Consider the following 22,439-nt stretch of genomic DNA (forward strand, 5'->3'; position numbering starts at 1 on the left):
AGCTTGATGGTGCATTATTAGTTACGGTTACAGTTCCAGTTCCAGAGCAGTTATCGCTCGTGGTAGGAGTACCTAAAGTAACTCCGGTAGCGGCACATGAACCTGCATCTGCCACAGCAGTAACATTCGCCGGACAAGTGATGGTTGGTTTCTGCGTATCGCTAACGGTTACCGTTTGAGTACAAGTTTGTGTATTTCCGGCAGCATCAGTAGCCGTCCAGGTTACGGTTGTTGTTCCGATTGGGAAGCTTGATGGCGCGTTGTTGGTCACTGTTACTACTCCCGAACAATTGTCTGAGGTCACTGGAGTACCTAAAGCAACTCCGGTAGCCGTACAAGAACCTGCATCAGCCACAGCAGTAACATTTGCCGGACAAGTAATTGTTGGTTTCTGCGTATCGCTAACGGTTACGGTTTGAGTACAAGTCTGGGTATTTCCGGCAGCATCAGTAGCCGTCCACGTTACAGTGGTTACTCCTATTGGGAAGCTTGATGGCGCATTATTCGTCACCGTTACAACTCCTGAACAATTGTCTGAAGTCACTGGAGTTCCTAAAACAACTCCGGTAGCAGTACAAGAACCTGCATCAGCCACAGCAGTAACATTCGCCGGACAAGTGATGGTTGGTTTCTGAGTATCGCTAACCGTTACAGTTTGAGTACAAGTCTGGGTATTTCCGGCAGCATCAGTAGCCGTCCAGGTTACGGTTGTGATTCCGATTGGGAAGCTTGATGGTGCGTTATTGGTTACGGTTACTACTCCAGAGCAGTTATCGCTTGTGGTTGGAGTACCTAAAGCAACTCCGGTAGCAGCGCATGAACCTGCATCCGCCACAGCAGTAACATTTGCCGGACAAGTAATTGTTGGTTTCTGCGTGTCGCTAACGGTTACGGTTTGAGTACAAGTTTGGGTATTTCCTGCAGCATCGGTAGCGGTCCAAGTTACAGTTGTTGTTCCGATTGGGAAGCTTGATGGTGCATCGTTAGTTACGGTTACAACTCCTGAACAATTGTCTGAAGTCACTGGAGTACCTAAAACAACTCCTGTAGCAGCACAAGAACCTGCATCAGCCACAGCAGTAACATTCGCCGGGCAAGTAATGGTTGGTTTTTGAGTATCGTTTACCGTTACAGTTTGGGTACAAGTCTGGGTATTTCCGGCAGCATCAGTAGCCGTCCACGTTACCGTAGTGGTACCGATTGGGAAGCTTGATGGCGCGTTATTAGTTACAGTTATTGTTCCAGAGCAGTTATCGCTCGTGGTTGGAGTGCCTAAAGCAACTCCGGTAGCAACGCATGAACCTGCATCTGCCACAGCAGTAACATTTGCCGGGCAAGTGATGGTTGGTTTTTGCGTATCGCTAACCGTTACGGTTTGAGTACAAGTTTGTGTATTTCCGGCAGCATCAGTAGCCGTCCACGTTACCGTAGTGGTACCGATTGGGAAGCTTGATGGCGCATTATTAGTCACCGTTACTACTCCTGAACAATTGTCTGAAGTCACTGGAGTACCTAACGCAACTCCGGTAGCCGTACATGAACCTGCATCTGCCACAGCAGTAACATTCGCCGGGCAAGTGATAGTTGGTTTTTGAGTATCGCTAACGGTTACGGTTCTTGTAACAATTGCATCAGCACAACCTCCTGTTCCGGTTACTGTATAAGTTATTGTTGCTGTTCCAAATGCTTTTCCTGTAATTATCCCGGCAGCATCTACTGTAGCGACTGTTGTATTACTGCTTGACCAGCTTCCTCCACTCGTCCCGTTTGAGGTAAATGTTGTTGTTGCTCCAAGACAGATTTCCTGTGTTCCTGATAAAATTCCTGCATTTGGTGCAGCAGTTACCGTTACCGTTCTGGTAGCTGTTGCATTGGCACAACCTCCTGTTCCTGTTACGGTGTATGTGATTGTAGCGGTTCCGGCTGAAACTCCAGTGATTGCTCCTGTTGAACTATTTACTGTTGCAACTCCGGTAGCACTGCTTGACCAGCTTCCGCCTGTATCTCCGTTTGAAGTAAATGTAGTCGTTCCAGAAACACAGATGTTTTGAGCTCCTGATAAAGTTCCTCCATTTGGTGCAGTAGTTACGGTTACCGTTCTGGTAGCTGTTGCATTAGCACAACCTCCCGTTCCGGTTACGGTGTATGTGATTGTAGCGGTTCCGGCTGAAACTCCGGTAACTACTCCTGTTGAACTATTTACAGTTGCAACTCCTGTAGCACTGCTTGACCAGCTTCCGCCTGTATCTCCGTTTGAAGTAAATGTAGTCGTTCCAGAAACACAGATGTTTTGAGCTCCTGATAAAGTTCCTCCATTTGGTGCAGTAGTTACGGTTACCGTTCTGGTAGCTGTTGCATTAGCACAACCTCCCGTTCCGGTTACGGTGTATGTGATTGTAGCGGTTCCGGCTGAAACTCCGGTAACTACTCCTGTTGAACTATTTACAGTTGCAACTCCTGTAGCACTGCTTGACCAGCTTCCGCCTGTATCTCCGTTTGAAGTAAATGTAGTCGTTCCGGCAACACAGATATTTTGAGTTCCTGATAAAGTCCCTGCATTTGGAGCGGCAGTTACCGTTACCGTTCTGGTAGCTGTTGCATTAGCACAACCTCCCGTTCCGGTTACGGTGTATGTGATTGTAGCGGTTCCGGCTGAAACTCCGGTAACTACTCCTGTTGAACTATTTACTGTTGCAACTCCGGTAGCACTGCTTGTCCAGCTTCCGCCTGTATTTCCGTTTGAAGTAAATGTAGTCGTTCCGCCAACACAAATGTTTTGAGTTCCTGATAAAGTCCCTGCATTTGGAGCGGCAGTTACCGTTACCGTTCTGGTAGCTGTTGCATTAGCACAACCTCCTGTTCCGGTTACTGTGTATGTGATTGTAGCGGTTCCGGCTGAAACTCCAGTGATTACTCCCGTTGAACTATTTACTGTTGCAACTCCGGTAGCACTACTTGACCAGCTTCCATTTGAATTTCCATTGGTAGTAAACGTAGTGGTTCCGCCAACACAAATATTTTGAGTCCCTGATAAAGTACCTGCATTTGATGCAGTAGTTACTGTCACAGCTCCATTTATTGTCACAGCCGCGCAAGGTGCTGTATGTCCAACTGTTGTAATGGTATAAGTACCGCTGGCTGTTGGTGTTCCCGAAATAGTTATTGTTTTTGCACTGGAATCAACAGTAGCCGACAAACCTGCCGGTAAATTTGATGCCGTAGCATTGGTGGCACTTCCTCCAAAAGTATAAACGGCACTTGGAATTGCTGTTCCATTACAAATTGTCGGGTTTTGTGTCCCACTGGTAAATGCAATTGTAGAGGCTGTATTTACAACCGCTGCAACCGCAACTCTTGAAGCCGAAGGGCAGCCTTCTGCTGAAACAGCTTCTACATAATAAGTAGTGGTAGCTGATAAACTTGGTGTAGTAAAACTCGCTCCTGTTTTTAATGATGTCCCTCCTGTTGAATTAGCATACCAGTTGATCGTTGCTCCTGCTGATGCTGTTGCATTTAACGTTAATGTTCCTGCACCACATCTGGAATCCTGTGTTGTAGCATCTATTGTTGGTCTTGTATTTATTGTCGCTATAACCGCCGTTCTCGTTCCTGTAGTACATCCATTTCCGGTTGCATCTACATAATAAGTCGTAGTAGTTGATAAGTTAGGTGTAATAAAGCTCGTTCCGGTTGCCAATGCTGTACCACCTGTAGGGGCAGCGTACCAGTTAATTGTTCCTGACGAAGCAGTAGCTCCTAAGGTTACCGATCCCGCATCACATTGTGCAGCCGGTGTTGTTCCGGTGATGGTTGGTATTGCATTGATCACAAAATTTGTAGCTGTTCTACAGTTTCCAATACCCGGGCAAGCCGCATAATAGGTTGTGGTTCCTGCTGTACTTGTATTTGTCAAACCTGATCCCGCAACGCCTACCGGATTAAAAGAGGCACCTGTAAATATTGGTGTTAAACTTAAAGCCGATGTGTACCACTCTATAGCAGCCGAATTTGAACAGGTAGAAGTAGCCGTTAATGTCCCACTACCTCCCTGACAAATCGAAACTCCTGTAGTTGTTGGTGCTCCCGCAACCGAATTGATTGTCATACTTGCAGTAGGAGCCGAAGTACATCCCTGAGCATTTGTCGTGGTCACTACATAGCTGTTTGGTACTAATCCGGAGAAAATACCTGTTGTATTGTTTACTGGTGCCGTTACCGGATTTGTTCCTCTTAAGGTATAACTGATTCCCGGCCCCGGCGCAGGAGTGTTTACTGTTATTCTTCCTGTTGGTGTAAGACAAGTAGATTGCACCACTGTAGCTGTTGGAGTAGCTGGCAAAGGTAAAATGGTGATGTCATCCACCGTTTCTCCACTGCCTTTAAAGTTTGTTCCGGCAACGTTGGCCTGATTTACCCCTTCATAGGTTTTATTTGCAGAACCATAAGCGTTTGTAAATGCCGTAATTCTTCTGTTTGGATTTGCCGTTGTACGTGTCGGATCCAGGTACAAAGCCTGTGCATTAGCACTATAGGTTCCCGCAGCAATAGACGCCGCTACTTTTCCTGTTAAGGTTATAGTAACCACTCCGTTTTGCGCAATATTAAAGCCTCCGAATAACGGATTATTAGCTGTAGCTGTATTGGTCAATACTCCCGAAGGACCTGTCGCTTCCGCAGAATAAGTTGCAGTAGCAGTATCAAACTCAATACCTGTTGGAAAAAGAAAGTCTAAAAAGACTCCTGCTGCATTTCCTGCTCCTGTATTTTTAATCTGAATTTCATAGGAAACTTTCTCTCCGATAGCGTTACAGGCTGATGCAGTCGACAATGCCTTTACTTTTGTTTCCAAAGATGGAAAACAATTGGAATTCACCTGTAAGTTTGGCGGCACGTCTTGTGATGTAAAAGTTGACGCGCTACCAGCTGTTCCTGCTGCAGCTCCGTTTGCGATTCCTGCACCTCCATTAGATTTTCCTGAAACCCCTCCTAGTACACTGGTCGTAACCGTTACGGTACCGGTAAGATTGTGACGGATCATTCCACCACCACCACCACCACCAGGTCCGTGTGAATTGTTATTATCATTTTCTGTATTTCCTCCTGCACCTCCATCGGCTTCTATTCTGATCGTTGCAGTACTAGTGTTCGAGATATTCAATAATACAGTTCCTCCGGCTCCACCACCTCCGGCTCCATCGGGTGATCCCGAAAAAGTACCTGGTGCTCCTTTTCCTCCATTGGCATAAATATTACCTGTTCCCTGAACGGTCCCTGCATTGATAAGAATTATGGCACCACCGACACCACCTTTTACACCGGTTGAGGCATTGTTAGCATCTCCGGCACCACCACCGCCTCCCATAACCAATTTTGGAAAGGGAGTTGCCGTAATATAAGATCTGAAACCCGGTCTTCCGCCTCCAGTCAAAGGAAGAACATTTCCTCCTCCACCTTGCCAGCCTGCACCACCTAAGCCTCCGAATCCACCATTACCACCACCACCTCCTCCGGAATTATGGTCATTTCCACCGCCTCCGGCATTAGCAGGGGCTCCTCTACCTGAAGATCCGCCGGGCATTCCTTCCACTAAATTATCAACCTGATTAAATCCATCCCACATATAGCGAGGGGTTCCGGCTATTCCTTCCCCTTTTCCTGAAATTGTATTATCACCTGATAAGCCAACATAAGTTGTAGCATTATTAAGATTAGAATCAGCTTTTGGGCTATAACCACCTCTAAAACCGCGGGCATTTCCATCGATCGAAAATCCGGCAAAATTGAATGTACCCGAAACATTAAAAGCAATAACTCCCCCGGCAACACCATTAAAAGGCGGTGTAGTAATCGAAGAAGTAAGTGTTAAATTAGAATATTGTGGTACTCTGACAATTTGAAAAGTTCTTTTTCCTCTTGTTGTTGTAGCATCTGCATTATAAAAACTATTCAGGGTTCCACCATTTGTTCCAGTACCCTTAAACGTTAAATTCCCACCAGTTAGCGGGACACTATTAGTTGCAATTACATATTCAAAAACTCCTGTATTACCAAGAGAAGTAAATCCGGTACCTCCTAAATTATCCGGCCCACTGTTTGAAGTTCCTGAACCATAACTGGTTGTATTGGTATAGTCTATTGTAGCATCCTGCATTTGAATGATCAAGATCAGATCCCCTACCGAAATTGGGGTTGCCCCAAAATTGTTAGAATACTGATCTGTTGCCGGTACTGCTCCCAATACTATCGATTGGGTTCCTGCATTCAATGTAATATTACCCGAAATAGGGAAATACGTATTTACAGAACTTGATACGGTAACAGGTCCGTCACCTCCTGGTGTACCACAAACTTGTGAAAACGCAGGTAATGATGTTAATCCAAAAAACAAAACAAAAAAGATCTGTTTCAAAAAATTAAACTTGTTAAAAGTAAAGTTATACATAAAATAGTGGGGTTTTAGAAATGGAAATATCCGCTGCTGAAAAACCAACAGGGGTATTCAGCATACAGAATAGATACGGAAAAATAATAGTAATGGATTTTTGAAGTCTTAAAAAAAACTTCTTAAAGGCTTTATCAAAAAAAGATAGCGTTTGGACCATAGGTATTTAGGTTCAAGACACAAATTGTCTCTGGTTAAATTATGTAGTTTTGGAGGCGCGAAAATATGCAAACAACTGTCTATCAGCTACATTTTTCGACAAACTACCCAGATTAACGTTAAACAACACTTTTTGCCGACCGTAATACTCTTTTGACTACAAAAAAAATGACTATTTGATAACGAACCGATAAAAATGAGCAGGTACATTATGTATATATTACACTTTTACAGAATATAGTGACAAAAACGCAATAAAAAAGGCGCAACAATGTCGCGCCTTTTTTATTTTAACAAATTAGAAATCAATACTTTAAATTATTTAGAGAAATACAAATACCCCATCAGACTTATTGGCTCATTTAAATACGTTTTATACGTAATCACGTAAAAGTAAGTACCAACCGGTAATCCTTTTTGTTTGTTGAGCGTTGCCCTTCCTTCTGAGATTCCTTTAAAGGCAACTGACGTGTTATTATAACCATGAGCATCATAAACCAAAACTCCCCAACGGTCATAAATTTCTACAAATACATCCGGGTAACATTCAACTCCGTCAATTTTGAAAACTTCATTGATTCCGTCACCATTTGGTGAAAAGGCGTTGTGAACTACAATTTTACAAGAGTTTAAGGGTAATACGGTTGGGTCGTCTCCCAAAATAGAATTGCCGTCAGACAAATCTGTTGCCGTTTTTCCGTCCGGGCTTACGGCATTCACCTCAGCCTGATTTTCGACAGATCCGGCCTCGATATCAGCAGCGGTTAAAACATAAGTCCCGACAAAACTATCCGAATTTGTTTCTCCGTGTTTTAAAATTATCGGACCGCCTGTAATGGTTATTCCCGGTTTCGGATCTTTGACCACAACATTTACCAATAGAATATTTCCGGTATTGGTAACGCTAAAGTGGTACGTAATTGTTTCTCCTATCTCGGCAAATCCATTTTTATTTTCATCATTAAAAGTGGCTGTTTTGATGAGAGCAATAGAAGGTTTAAGATCTAAATCAACCACTGTCGGATCATCATCACCAGTTAAAGCAGGATCATCGCTATCGGAAATATCGATGACCGGATTTCCTTGCGGATCATCTCCAATGACCAATGCCGAATTGACTACTTCTCCATTGGCTACATCTGTTGTGGTTACCGTATACGATGCCGTGGCTATTCCCGTTTGGCCCGGGGCCAACACATTTGGAGTAACCGCTATAGAAGTGGCGGTTAACATCGGATCGCTTATTACCAGATTGGTAACGACTACATTTCCGGTATTCTTAACCGTAAAGCTATATTTGATAACCGAACCTACTCCTCCATTGCCTGTTAATACTCCTCCTTTTATCAAGGTCAGTTCTCTATGCTGCGGTACCGGAGTAATCGTAGGGTCATTAGGTCCGATTAAAGTAAGGTCATTACTGTCGGACAAATCCTGTATGGCAGCTCCGCTAACAGGCTGTGCGGTAACCAAAGCCTGATTTTCGACATATCCTCTGTTAATATCAGCCTGAGTTAAGACATAGGTTCCTTTAAAAGTTGTGGTATCCGATTGTCCCACTCCCAATACTGCAATTGCAGTTCCGGTAACTGTTGCCTTCGGATCTGTTACAATAACATTAGTTAAATCTAAAGTTCCGGTGTTTGTCACCACAAAAGAATAACGGATTAGCTCTCCCGGCTGTGCATAACCATCGCCATTGCTATCTGCGAAAACTCCTTGTTTAAGCAATCGAATGGAGGGCAGCGCTACCGTGATTCTGATAACAGCTTCATCACAATTGGACGGATTTAGTTTATCGCAGATTTTATATACAATAGAGTATATTCCCGCAGCCGTGCCCGGAGGAACGTCTACAGCACCGGTAAGAACATTTAAAACAGGAACTGCAGCTCCGTTTATGGAATTTGCTCCGCTAATAAGGGTACTGTTAATATTGGTCTGCAAAATTGTTGTTCCGTTTAAAGTATCGTTGGCGTACGCATTCAATACATTAGTTGCTCCGGTGTCTCCGTTAATATTGTCGATTGCATCATCATTCGCAACAATTGTCGAAACGATTACTACAATATTAATAACGGCATCATCGCAATTCGTCGGGTTTAATTTGTCGCAGATTCTATATTTAATCTGATAAGCTCCTGCCGGGGTTCCTGCCGGTACATTTACATTTCCTGTGGCCAGATCTAAGACGGGAACCAAACCTCCGTTTATCGAAGTTGCCGGACTTAATATGGTTGGAATAATTAAGCTGACATCTGTTAGCAGTACACCATTATACGTGTCATTATTTGTAAAGGCATTCAGAGCATTATTTATTCCCGACTGACCATTTATGTTGGTAATGGTGTCATCTTCAGCAACAATTACAGGCGCATTTACGACTATTATAATTGTTGCCTGACTGCAATTGCCCGGATTTATTTTTTCGCAGATTTGGTATTGAATAAAATAAGTCCCCGCAGAAGTTCCTGGCGGTACATCAACACTTCCGGTAACGGTGTTCAATATCGGAACAATTCCATTTGTTGAAGTTGCCGGAGGAGTTGTACTCAAAACACTAATGTTAAGCTGAGCGGCTTGTGCGGCAAGTCCGTTGACGGTATCATTCGTTAGAGCATTTACTACATTATTGGCTCCGGTATATCCGTTAATATTACCCGCAAAATCAGTATTCGCATCAATGATTGGGGCAGTAACGTTTATGGTTATATCGGCCTCGCTGCAATTTAACGGATTTAGTTTTTCACAAATACGGTAATGAATTACATAAGTTCCGGCTGCTGTTCCTGCCGGTACATTTACATTTCCGGTAACGGTATCCAATACCGGAACCGGGTTTCCTGAAATATATGCTGCCGGAGTTGTGGTGCTTATGGATGTAATATCGATTGCCGTCAATTGAATATCTAAGCCGTTTAATCTGTCATTTGTTATGGCATTTATAGCGTTGTTTGCTCCGGTAAATCCGTTAATGTTACCGGTGCTGTCTGCATTCGCAATAATCGTTGGCGCTATAACAACAATTGTTATAGTTGCCGTATCAAAATTGGCCGTATTTAAGTTTTCGCTTAGGCGGTATCCAATGGTGTAAGTGCCTGCTGCGGTTCCCGGTGGTACGTCAACATTTCCATTCGAAGGGTTTAGAACCGGAATGGCTCCTCCATTTATCGGTGTGGCCGGAACTACATTACTAATGGTAACTTGCGAAGGGATAACGGTCATTCCGTTTAAAGTATCATTCGTCAGAGCATTCACGGCATTAGTTGCTCCTGTAAATCCATTGATATTGGCCACCGCATCATTTACCGCATCTATTTGTGCTCCTGTTACTGTAATGAAAACTTTAGCATTGTCACAATTCAGCGGATTAATTTTTTCGCAAATATGGTATTGAATTTCATAATCTCCCGCCGGAGTACCTGCCGGAATACTTACAAATCCGGTTAAAGGCTCCAATACCGGAATTGGTCCTCCGTTTATTGGTATTGCCGCAACATCAACTGTAATGGTAACTTTCGAAATGTTTGCTATAACTCCGTTAAGGGTATCATTCAATAAAACGTCAATTGCATTCGTGGTATTTACATAGCCGTTAACATTGGCAATTGTATCGTCATTGGCTACAATTAGCGGAGCCGAAACCTCAACAGTTATGATGGCCGAATCGGTATTGGATAAGTTCAGTTTTTCGTTCAGCTGATAACCAATAAAATACATTCCTGCCGCAGTTCCCGGAGGTACACTTACAATTCCGGTTGTTCCGTTTAATACCGGAACCAGACCTCCATTGATTGGTGTAGCCGGAATGATATTGGTAATGACAACTTCAGAAGGATTTACGGCAAGACCATTAAGGGTATCATTGTCTAAAGCGTTTAAGGCATTCGGACTTCCGACAAAACCATTAATTGGTGCAAAATTAGCATCGTTTACCGCATCGATTACAGCAGGAGCTACTACAATAGTAACAACTGCCTGATCACAATTCGTCGGGTTTAGGTTTTCACAGATTTTATACACAAATTTATATTCTCCAGCCGGTGTTCCTGCCGGAACGTCTACTAAACCTGTAACGCTATCAAGTGTAGGAACCGGGCCTCCGTTTATTGGGGCCGGGGTTGATATAACAGTTGTTGTAATATCCGGAAGATCGAGCATTCCGCCATTTAGCAAGTCGTTATCATAAATATTGATAACACCAGCTGCTCCTTCATAACCGTTTACGTTTAAAACTGTATCATCATTCGCTTCGATAACTGGCGCAATTACAGTAATGATCACAATGGCATCATCACAATTACCCGGATTAAGATCCTCACAGATTTGATATTTAATTTGATATTGCCCTGCCGGGGTTCCCGGAGGAACGGTCACAAAACCTGACGAAATATCTAAAACAGGAACCGGAGCTCCAGGAGCTTTAGGCTGTGCAGGGGTTACAATTGAAGGGGTCAGTACATTGGCCAGATTGATATTGATAACCTGTCCGTCAAAAGTATCAGCGCCGGCTGCATTTGTATACACATTAATTACGTCTACACCTCCATCATAACCATTTATGTTGTCTATACGGTCGTCATTTACAATGATCGGAGCGGCATTTACCACCACTGCAATACTACCGTCTGCACAATTGGTTGGGTTTAATTTTTCGCAAATGGTATAGGTCATAAAGTAAGTGTTGGCAGGCGTTCCAGGTGGAATGCTTATGCTTCCTGTGGCTGTACTAAAGACCGGTACATTGGCGCCAGGATATAAAGGTGTGGCAAACACATTTTGTGTAATGGTTATTTCATTAAAGTTTGCGCCTGTAATTGGCACTCCGTTTAAAGTGTCATTGGTTAAGGCATTCGCAGCATTCATGAGTCCTAAATGACCATTTATATTTTCGACTCTGTCGTCATTTGCAACAATCACTGCGTTTCCAACCGGAACCAAAATACTTGAGGTATCACAATTTAAAGGCGCTCCAATTTCACAAATCTTATACACAATTTCATACAAGCCTTTTACCGTTCCCGGTGGTACATTCACGTTTCCGGTTGTAATATCCAGATACGGAACTGTTGTTACCAGAGGATCGATAGGTAATGCCGGATTGACTACACTAAGCGTCACATTGGATAATGTAGCCTGTGCACCGCCCACAGTATCGTTTGTTAAAGCATTAATTACATTGTTTGCACCGGTATAGCCGTTTACAAGATATTTAACGATATCAATTCGGGCATCGATTCCGGCTGTGGTTACACTAATGGTTTCTGTAGTGGTAGAACAATTTACAAAATTTGCAGGATCAGATGGATTTCCCGGATTTACAATTTCACAAATGGTATAGGTTAAAGTGTAATCTCCCGGTGGAGTTCCCGGTGCCACAGAAATAGTTCTGGATAGCGGATTAAAATCATAAATTAAGTAACTCGAAATAGAGTTTATCGTAACATTAACTGCCGACGGGTTTAAAATAACTCCGTTTAAGGTATCGCTATCTAATATGGAATGTGGTGCTGTACTTCCACCCGTATCTCCGTTGATGGCTGTAAAGGTTTCCGGAACCGCGCAGATTCTGTTAAAAATAGTAAAGGTTGTACCCGATGAAATACAGGTATTCAATCCCACTCTTCTCACATAAATGGTTACCGTGCCCGAAGCCAAACCTGCAAAAACATTGCTCGCCTGGAAGGTCGTTCCATCACTGCTGTACTCGTAACCGGTTCCTAAATCAGGATTCACTATGCTTACTGTTCCTGTAGCATTGGCGCAGGAAGGCTGTTGTATAACTGAACCCGTTGGTGCGGCTGGTATATCAAAAACTTCTAACGTCACCTGATTGGATATGGTACGACAACCTGACTCTCCCTGAGAAATGATCACTCTAAAATATCTGTTTCCTGCTGTTGCATAAGTTGGTGTGGTGTACAAAGCTGTTGTACCTCCCGTTCCGCTTGTAACATCTGTATAAGGCCCGGCCAAAACACTGGCAGTCTGCCATTGGTACAATACAGGACTCGCAGGAATATTTCCTGTCGCGACAACATTAAAAGTATGAGCCTGGTTGATACAAGCTTCTCCATCTTTTGGTTGTGTCGTAATTATCGGGATTTCGAAAACATCTACTTTCGCCGGATTGGAGTTTATAACACCACATCCAATTCCTGAATCGGTTACACGCAATCTGTAAAAAGCATCTGCATTTACAAAACCTGTAGTATAAGTGGTGGTATTAGCACCGGAACCATCCGTTACATTTGCCCATCCTGTTGCTCCGTCCAATGATCTTTGCCATTGATAGGTAAAGTTTCCGGATCCATTTTGTGCACCGGATGTCATGGTGAATACTCCTCCCTCGCAAATATTTCCTCCAACTGGTTGGACTGTTATCGTCGGATCAGGAATAACGGTTGCGACTACAACATTTGTAATAAGAGTACAGCTTGGACTTGATGAGGTGATTACACAGCGGTAATAAGTCGTAGCGCTAAGTGGTCCTGACAAATAGTGCGGATTTGTGGCTCTAATTTCTCCTGTAATGTCGGCCCAGCCAGTCACGCCATCTGCAGAACGCTGCCACTGATAAGTAAAGGAAGCAGAACCATTGTTTGCCGAAGCAGCTGTTGAAATCGCCACTGTACCTCCCACACAAACGGTAGTTGGATTTACAGGCTGAGTCTCAATACTTGGAATAATAACTGCGGCGATACCGGACAGAACTGTGGTACAACCCTGAGTAGGATCGGAGACCGCTACCTGGTAAAAAGTAGTTTGTGTTAAATTTGGAGTGGTATAACTTGCCGAAGTTGCTCCTGCAATATTGGTATAAGGTCCCGCTAAAACAACGGAGCTTTTCCATTGATAACTGTAATTTCCTGAACCTCCTGCGGCGACTACATTTAAGGTCGCATTTGATCCACTGCAAATATTTGTTTTTGCAACCGGCTGTGTTACGATGGAGATAGCCGATAAAACAGTCACCGTAGCCACATTGGAAGTAATGGTATTACAGCCGTTTCCACTGGCCGAAACTTCTACTTTGTAATAGGTCGTCTGAGTTAAAGCCGGGGTTGTATAGGTTGCCGAAGTTGCGCCGCCAATGGCTGTAAAAGTAGCATTGTTGGTACTGCTAAACCATTGGTAAGTTAAAGCCGGGGTTCCATTGGCAGCTGTTACTGATAAGGTATGATTTCCTCCCGAGCAAATGGTTGTTCCTGCCGGCTGTACTGTAATCGACGGATCGGGAACGACTGTTGCCGTAACGCTATTAGAGGTTAAGATACAATTGGTGGTAGATGATGTTACCAAACATCTGAATTGGGTGGTCGCATTTAATGCCCCTGACGTAAAATTGGGAGTGGTTGCAGTTGCGGTTGTTTCATTCACAAAACCTGAACCCGTATTACTTTGCCATTGATAACTAAGTGTACCCGCACCTCCGTTTAAAGAGGCCGCAATGTTGATGTTTACAATTCCTCCAACACAAATATCTGCCGGAGTTGCCGGCTGAGTGGTAATGGTTGCCACAAATACCGGAACGGCATCCGAAAATACTTCACAACCATTAGCCGCTTGTCTCACTCTGACTCTGTAATAAAAAGTAGACGTTAATGCTCCGGTAGTGTAAGACGCTGTTGTTGCCCCGCTTCCACCAGTTGTATTTACCCAGCCTGTGGTTCCATTTACAGATCTTTGCCATTGATAGACCAAAGCTCCGCCCAACGGATCTCCCGAAGCTACGACTGTCATGGTATGTGTCGCTCCGGAGCAAATAGTGTTTCCAACAGGCTGTACGTTTACTACAGGATCCGGAATTACATCTACCAATACACTATTTGAAGATACCAGACCACAGCCACTTCCCGTAGCCGAAACGTCTACGCGATAATAGGTATCCTGAGTGAGTGCCGGAGTAGTGTAAGTACTTGAAGTTGCCCCGGAAAGCAATGTAAAACTCAGGTTATCTGAACTGCTGTACCATTGATAATTTAAAGCAGGAGTCCCGCCTGTTCCTGTAACCGACAAGGTAAATGACCCGCCCGTACAGACAATTCCTCCGGTTGGCTGAACTGATATCGCAGGATCGGGTACTACCGTTGCTGTAACGGTATTGGAAGTCAGTACACAATTAGTTGTTGATGAAGTGATCAAACATCTGAACTGCGTGGTTGTATTCAAAATATCCGAAGTAAAACTGGCTGTTGTCGCTGTTGGATTCGTTTCATTCACAAAACCGGCACCCGAGTTACTTTGCCATTGATAGGTTAGCGTTCCTGTCCCTCCGTCTAAGGTTGCGGCAATATTGATACTCACAATCCCGCCTACGCAAACGGCTGCCGGAGTTACGGGTTGCGTTGTAATTCTTGCCACATTGACCAATGCTGAATTGGAGAAGGTTTCACAACCGCTTCCCGATTGTGTAATTTGTGCTCTAAAGTACAAACTGGACGAGAGCGCTGCTGTGATATAAGTTGTCGTATTGGCTCCGCTTCCGCCGGAAACATTGGTCCAGCCCGAAGTTCCATTCACCGAACTTTGCCATTGATAAGCGATCGTCCCGGCTGCTGTATTGGTCGTGGTTGCCGCAACGGTCATAGTATGTGTTTCGCCCGAACAAATGGTGCTTCCCGTTGGCTGAAGTGTCACAAGAGGGTCCGGAATAATGGTTAGTTTTGCCACATTACTCGTCACCTGCGTACAGGTACTTGAAACGTTTACCCGGTAATAATATTCTCCATTTGCCAAGGCACTATTGGTGGTAAAGGTCGCAGCGGTTTGCCCTGAAACATTCGTCCAGCCTGTTACTCCATTGGCTGATGTTTGCCATTGGTACGTATAAGGAGCTACACTTCCTGTTGGCGTTATCGTTAAAGTTGTGGTTCCGCCCTGGCAAATTGTGGTGTCACTTGTTAATGCCGAAAGAGTTAAATCTGATGGTCGTACAATATTTACTTCATCCGCATAAGAGTTACACGAACCGTTACTAATGGTCCATTTTAATCGCGTTGTGCCTACCGATATATTGGTTACAGTTGTATTAAAAGCATTAGGATTGGTAATCAAAGCCGTAGCTCCCGGATTCGTCACAAAAGTCCAGGTTCCGATACCGGTTACAGGATTATTCCCATTTAGCGTTACCGTTCCGGTATTACAAATCGTCTGATCAGGTCCTGCATCTGCCAATGGCGGTAACGCATTTACGGTTACAGTTACATTACTGGAACTTGGTGCGCACAATCCGTTTGAAATGGTCCAGGCAAAGACATACACTCCCGGCTGTGTTCCTAAAACAGTCGTTGTTGGTGAAGTTGCCGCTGTAAAAGCAACGGTTGTTGGTCCCGAAACTTGTGTCCATAATCCGGTTCCGATTGCTGGCGTATTTGCTGCTAAAGTCAGGGTTTGAAATTCGCAGATGTTAATGGGTGTTCCTGCATTTGAAGTTGACGGTAACGGATTAACGACTAAGGTCATCTCATCAAAAAGTACACAGCTAAGATTAGTCGCTGTCCATCGCAAAACATAGGTTCCCTGAGCACTTGGTGTGAATAACGAAGCTGGGCTTGCAGTATCGGAAAAAGATCCCGCAGGGCCACTAACTCTTGACCATTGCCCCGTTCCGGACGTAATTGCATTGGCTGCTAAAGTTGCACTATCCGATACACAAATGGTCTGATCAGGTCCTGCATTAGGAATCGTCAGATCTGCCGTAACGGTAATCTGAACCGTATCTGTTGTAGAAGGACACAAGGCTCCGTTGGTAATGGTCCATCTGAAAACATATATCCCTCCTGTTTGGGTTAGATTACTAACGGAAGTGGTAGCTGAAATTTCAGAACTAAATACGGCCGTGGTAGGGCCGGATACCTGCGTCCAATTTCCCACACCTGCTAAAGGAGGAATCGCCGTAAGATCTGTTACCGATCCACAAATAACCTGGTCTCCTCCTGCAAGTGCCTGTGAAGGTGGCTCTGAGTTCTCAATTCTGATCTGATCCGATTCGCTACAGGTTCCTGAACTAACCGTCCAGTTAAACACATAAAATCCATAACCCGGATTTGTAAATATAGTATTGGGGTTTGTATCATCAACAAAAGATCCCCCGGCAGGGCCAAATAACTTGGTCCATTTTCCTGTTGTTCCGGGGTCAAGTGCCGAAGCTGCCAACTGAATTTGATTTACACCCGCATCACAAAATTCCTGATCCGGACCCGCATTGGGAGCTGTCACAATCTGACCGTTTACCGTGACCTGAATATCATCTGAAGTTTCAGGGCAAAAACCCTGTGCCGCGATCGTATATCTGAAAACATATACACTCGGTACTAAATTGGTTACGGCCGCACTATTGTTACTGGTTGTGGTAATCGTTGGTGCTCCTGTCCCTCCCGAAACATAGCTCCAAGTTCCGGTACTGGCCACATTACCCACCAGAAACAAAGGCCCTTCCAGACAGGTAGCAAAATCAGGACCGACTGCCGCAACTTCTGTTACTTTTATCGTCACCTGATCTCTGTTCGTTGGGCAATTCACACCTGTATAGGTAGCCCATTCTAAAATATATTCTCCGGTTATTAGCCCTGATAAGGTTGAGGTTGCCGATCTTGCATCTGAAAAAACAGGTGAATTCGGACCACTAATTAGCGACCATATCCCGTTACCCGTCAAAGGAGCTGTTGCACCAAGAGTAACCTGACTTTGGTTACAAACGGTCTGATCCGGTCCTCCTATTGCCGGTGAAGGTGCTTCGTCTATATTGAGTTGTACGGTATCTGAAGTACTTGCGCAAAATCCTCTTGAAATGGTCCATTTGTAAACCCAGGAGCCGGGAGTCAGACCGGTAATTGTAGTGGTCGGATTGGTTGGGTTTGCAATAACGGGTCCGTCTCCTCCGCTAACCAGTTCCCATAAACCGCTTTCTCCGGGTGCAGGTGCATTTCCGGTTACGGTTGTACTATTACTGCATAAATTTTGCGTGGCTCCCGCCTGAGCTACTGTAATAGCAGGAGCTATAGTAATCCCCACAGTATCTTCTCCATCCGCACAGCCTACATTGCTAACGGTCCATTTAAAAGTATAATCTCCGTCACTTAGTCCGGTTACTGTAGTATTGTATAGTGTTGGATTTGTTATTGTTGCTGTCGTACCTGCAGTTTGTGTCCACAAACCAGTTCCCGGAGTTGGGGCATTACCGCTTAAAGTGATGGTAGTTGTACCGGTAGGCAAACATTGATCTGCTCCGGCATTAGCATCCGCTCCTTCGGTGTTATTGGTAACAACATCTACTGTATCTGCCGATGTACCGCAGCCATTTACAATGGTCCATGTAAAGGTATAAGTTGTATTGGCGGCCAATCCGGTTACGGTACTGTTAGGATCGCCCGGATCACTAAAAACGATACCGGCACTAGGAGAAACTGTCCAGGTTCCGTTTTCGCTGCTTTGTGTGGCATTTCCTTGTAATTTTACTGTACTGTCAAAACAAACCGCCTGATCGTTTCCGGCATTAGCAGGGGTTGGAGCGGCACTCGACACCAATACTTCAGAAGTACTTTGTGTGACATCACAGCCTGATCCGCCCGAAATGGTCCATCTAAACATATAGCCTCCATTAACCAAAGGTGATACCCCGGTTGTTGGGCTGTTCACATCTGTAAAAGTCACGATACTCGGACCTGAAATCTGCGACCAGGTTCCTTTCCCATAAATTACCAAATTTCCCGCTAAGGTTGCAGAAGTAGAATTACAGGGCACAATTTGCATGGTTCCTGCGCTTGAAGTGGTCGGTTGCGCCGAAACTACTATAACGACCGTATTGTACACCGTTTCGCATTGTGACCCCGGATTTGGAGCTTTGATTAACCGAAGTACATAAGTACCGGAAAATGTCAATTGTCCAATCGTAACACTATTCCCTGAAAAATTTACCGGAGCTGTCGGATAAGACGGGTATGGCGGATTGAGTACCGGGTTTATGTTTGGCCCGGATACCAATTGCCAGCTCATTTGTCCGTTACCCGTAAAAGTTACCGGAATTACGGCCTCCGATTCGTTACATCCTAAAGTCTGATTAGGGCCTCCCGAAATCGAAATGATATCTTCTAAAACCACAACGTAGTTTGCCGTTCTAACACAATTGGTAACGCTGTTGGTAAGGGTATATGAAAAAGTATAAGTCCCTAATGCGGTCATTCCCGAAACTAATGTCGAAGGAGAAGTAGGATTTTGAATTGTTGCTGTCGGACCTCCTGTCTGCGTCCATTGCACGCTTTCATTTACATACAGCGGTATGGTTCCCTGCAGAATTGTTGAGGTTCGTCCATCACAAAAATAAGCTGTCGAACCGGTGACATTGGTCACATCGGCTGTTGGTGGCGGAACTATTACGGTGACTTCATCTACACCATTTGCACAGGTTCCGGCTACGGTCCATCTAAAAACATAGGTTCCTTCAAGTAAACCGCTTACTGCTGTATTATTTCGATTTGCATTGGAAAAAGTTGGTATACTAGGTCCCGAAACAACGGTCCAGGTACCTTGCTGCTGCCCCGGAGTATTTCCACCGAAACTTCCGTTAAGGTTTACCGTTTGGGTTGATGAGTAACAATGCGAAAGTGTCATATCAGTTCCCGCAGTAACAGGCATTCTTCCACCCAGACTTGAAATAATAACATCATCCGTTGAGGTACACGATCCGTTTGTTATGGTCCATCTTAAAGTGGTTGAGCCTGAGCTATTTCCTGAAACTGTAATGGTACTGTTTGGCGAATTCGGGTTATTAACCGTAACTCCGGCATTATTATTTCCTTCAACTGACCAGGTTCCGGTTTCTGTTGGCCCAATCGCATTTGCGTTTAAAGGATACGTCCCCTGACAATATGTTTGATCCGCTCCTGCATTTGCAAGTGTGATTGGTGAAATCACCATTACGATATCATCAAATATGGTGGAACCGTCCTCACATTTAGCGGTTAATCTAAAAGTATAGGTATTTCCCGGGACCGCTCCTCTTACTAAAGTTTGCTGTAAATTAGGATCTACGATCTGTACTGCCGGTCCTGCTATCTGACTCCATACCGGATTTTCCAGGAAGTTAGTACCTTGTGCTGTATTTGCCGTTCCCAGTAAATAAAACTGGTCGGGGGGCAAAGCTGTAGCTCCACCGGGGCAAATTGTTCTGTCAGCATTTGCATTTACAGTACAGTTTTGCGAAAAGGTGTAAACGGGAAGTACAAATAAAAAAAATAAAAGTGTGTTATTCAGTCCTTTATGTAATCTATCAGAGTAATTTAATTTCATAAATTTAAATTTTTGAATTAAAAACAAAGAAATGACAGTACAAACTTGGGGGGGGATTAACACAAATTTAATAAAAAAAAGCTTATCCTACACGTAAATAGACTGATTATTAGATAGTTATATTTTGTACCGAAAGAAACAACCCGCAAGTTATTGATTATCAGTAAGTTGCACTTTAAAAAATAAGGAAATTGTCCTAAAAAAACCGACAAAAAACACATTTAAGCGTTAAAAAGATAAAAAAATCAGAAAAATAATACCTTCTTTTCCGTTTTATTCCAGGAAAATAATATTGCGTTTTAAGCCATCAAATTTGGTTCTTTTGATAGGGGAATTTTTAAAAACCAATCGAAAAGTTTCTTCCGTAATTTCGATCCAGTCCTTTTTTGAGAAAGAAAGTAGTTCCGGATTGGGATTGAATAAAGGTTCGGAATGCGGTTTTGAGAATCGATTCCATGGACAAACGTCCTGACAGGTATCACAGCCAAACATCCATTCATCAAATTTTCCTTTCATTTCGTAAGGGATGTTTTCTTTGAGTTCGATGGTGTAATACGAGATGCATTTGCTCCCGTCTACGACATGAGGAGCCACTATTGCCTGTGTGGGACAGGCATCAATACAGGCGGTACAGGATCCGCAATGATCTGTTGTAGCATGATCGTATTCTAATTCCAGATCCAGAATAAGTTCTGCAATAAAATAAAAAGATCCTACTTTCTGCGTCAGCAAATTACCGCTTTTACCAATCCAGCCCAGTCCGCTTTTTGCTGCCCAGGCACGATCTAAAACGGGTGCCGAGTCTACAAAAGCACGACCTGATACTTCGCCGATATTTTCCTGAATGGAGTGTAAAAATTCTTTTAATTTTTCTTTAATTACAAAATGATAATCCTGACCGTAAGCATATTTTGAAATTTTAAAACTGTCTTCGGTCTGGGTTTCTGTTGGGTAATAATTTAATAAAAGCGACACTACGCTCTTGGCATCATCGACCAGTAAAGTAGGGGCCAGTCGTTTGTCAAAGTAGTTTTCCATATACCCCATTTGCCCGTGATGGTTGTTGTTTAACCATTTTTCAAGACGAGGCGCCTCCTCTTCCAGAAATCCTGCTTTGGATATTCCACAAGAAAGAAAACCAAGCCTTTTGGCTTCGGATTTTATGAATGCTGAATATGTCTCTTTAGAATTGATTGTCATCTTTTAGAGAATAAAACTTCTACTCCAACAGGTTTTAAGGTAATTAAGGGGTTGAACCCGATCGCAGCTGTCTCCGATTTAAGTTCGTATTTTTTCACAATATGAGCCACAGTAAGGCACATTTCATAAATCGCAAATCCGGCTCCAATACACATTCTTGGCCCGGCTCCAAAAGGATAAAAATATTGCATGGAGTGTTTCTTCTGTTCTCCCAGAAAGCGCTCCGGTATAAATTCCTCCGGCGCATTCCAATATTTAGGGTTTCGGTGCAACTCATAAAAAGAAACGCCTATTAAAGTCCCTTTTTTTAAATGGTACTGCCCGATCGTATCGTCTTCCACATTTTGTCGGTCTGTGATCCAGGCAGGCGGATACAAACGCATGGATTCATTGAGCACCGCATTCAGATAAGTCATTTGCTGCAGCTGTTCTACTATGTTTGCTGTTTGTGATTCGATTTCCAGAATTTCGTCCAGCACCTTCTGTTGCACTTCGGGGTTTCTTCCCAAAAGGTAAAGTGTAAAAGTTAAGGCGTTGGCAGTCGTTTCATGTCCGGCAATAAAAAGAACTTTAATTTCATCAATCAGTTGTTTGACCGACATTCCTTCACCGGTATCTTCATAACGGGTTTCTAAAAGCAGCTGAAGCAAATCGTTTACTGCCTCTCCTGAAGTGGTTCGATCCTCGATAATTTCCTGAATAATCTGATTGTTCTCTTCGGCCAGTTCAAGATGTTTTGCTACCTGACCGCTTACCGAAAACCACCATGCTTTATGCGGAAGCCGAATTTCTTTGATTAAGAAGTTCTGAACTTCTTCGATGATAAATTTTAGACGATTTAATTTTTCTTCAGAAACCGAAAGATGAAACAGCGACTTGGCCACTACATTAAAGGCCAGCTGGCTCATAACAGGAAAAAGATCGATGGGTTTTTCTTCCGTTATTTCCTTTAGCTCCGAGACAATCGTTTCGTTCATGTTCACGACCAACTGATTCATCTTTTGCTTGTGAAATGCAGGCTGAATCAGCCGTCTTTGTTTGAGCCAGAATTCACCATCAACTGTCAAAAGTCCTTTTCCTAAGTATTTGGAGAGGTAAACAGACTGAAATTTAGATTTGTGATAGTTCTTCTGGTTTTTCTGTAAAATATGTTGGGCAATCTCATTATCCCGTGATAAGATCAAATGTTTCGACCGTCCTATTTTTAGCGAAAAGGAGTCTCCAAACTGCTCAAAGTATCTTTTATGGTAAGGAATAGGATTTTTACGCACTCCTTCGGCATCCAAAAAGAACCTAACGATTGAAAGCTTGTTCGGGTACTTGTATTTTTTGTTTTCAGACATGTCTA

Annotated in this window: 4 protein-coding genes; all 4 read right to left on the reverse strand. The window is 43.7% G+C overall.

From position 1 onward, the window contains the following. A partial coding sequence (locus tag ACN1CN_RS19850; RefSeq protein ID WP_419137078.1) for a beta strand repeat-containing protein occupies nt 1–6,409 on the reverse strand: 6,409 nt, incomplete at its 3' end. A gap of 510 nt (nt 6,410–6,919) precedes the next feature. Then, nucleotides 6,920–19,891 carry a PKD domain-containing protein gene (locus ACN1CN_RS19855; protein WP_419137080.1) on the reverse strand — a complete coding sequence of 4,324 codons (12,972 nt, stop codon included), beginning with the start codon at nt 19,889–19,891 and terminating at the stop codon, nt 6,920–6,922. Between the two features lie 273 nt (nt 19,892–20,164). Beyond that, nucleotides 20,165–21,091 (reverse strand): tRNA epoxyqueuosine(34) reductase QueG, encoded by a 927-nt coding sequence (gene queG / locus ACN1CN_RS19860; RefSeq protein WP_419137082.1) that lies wholly within the window; start codon nt 21,089–21,091, stop codon nt 20,165–20,167. After that, complete coding sequence (locus ACN1CN_RS19865) at nt 21,088–22,434, reverse strand: cytochrome P450 (RefSeq protein WP_419137084.1); 1,347 nt, start codon at nt 22,432–22,434, stop codon at nt 21,088–21,090. The genes queG and ACN1CN_RS19865 overlap by 4 nt, the downstream gene beginning before the upstream one ends. Between the last annotated feature and the right edge of the window lie 5 nt (nt 22,435–22,439).

The organism is Flavobacterium sp. T12S277 (assembly GCF_048514875.1).
Lineage (GTDB): Bacteria > Bacteroidota > Bacteroidia > Flavobacteriales > Flavobacteriaceae > Flavobacterium.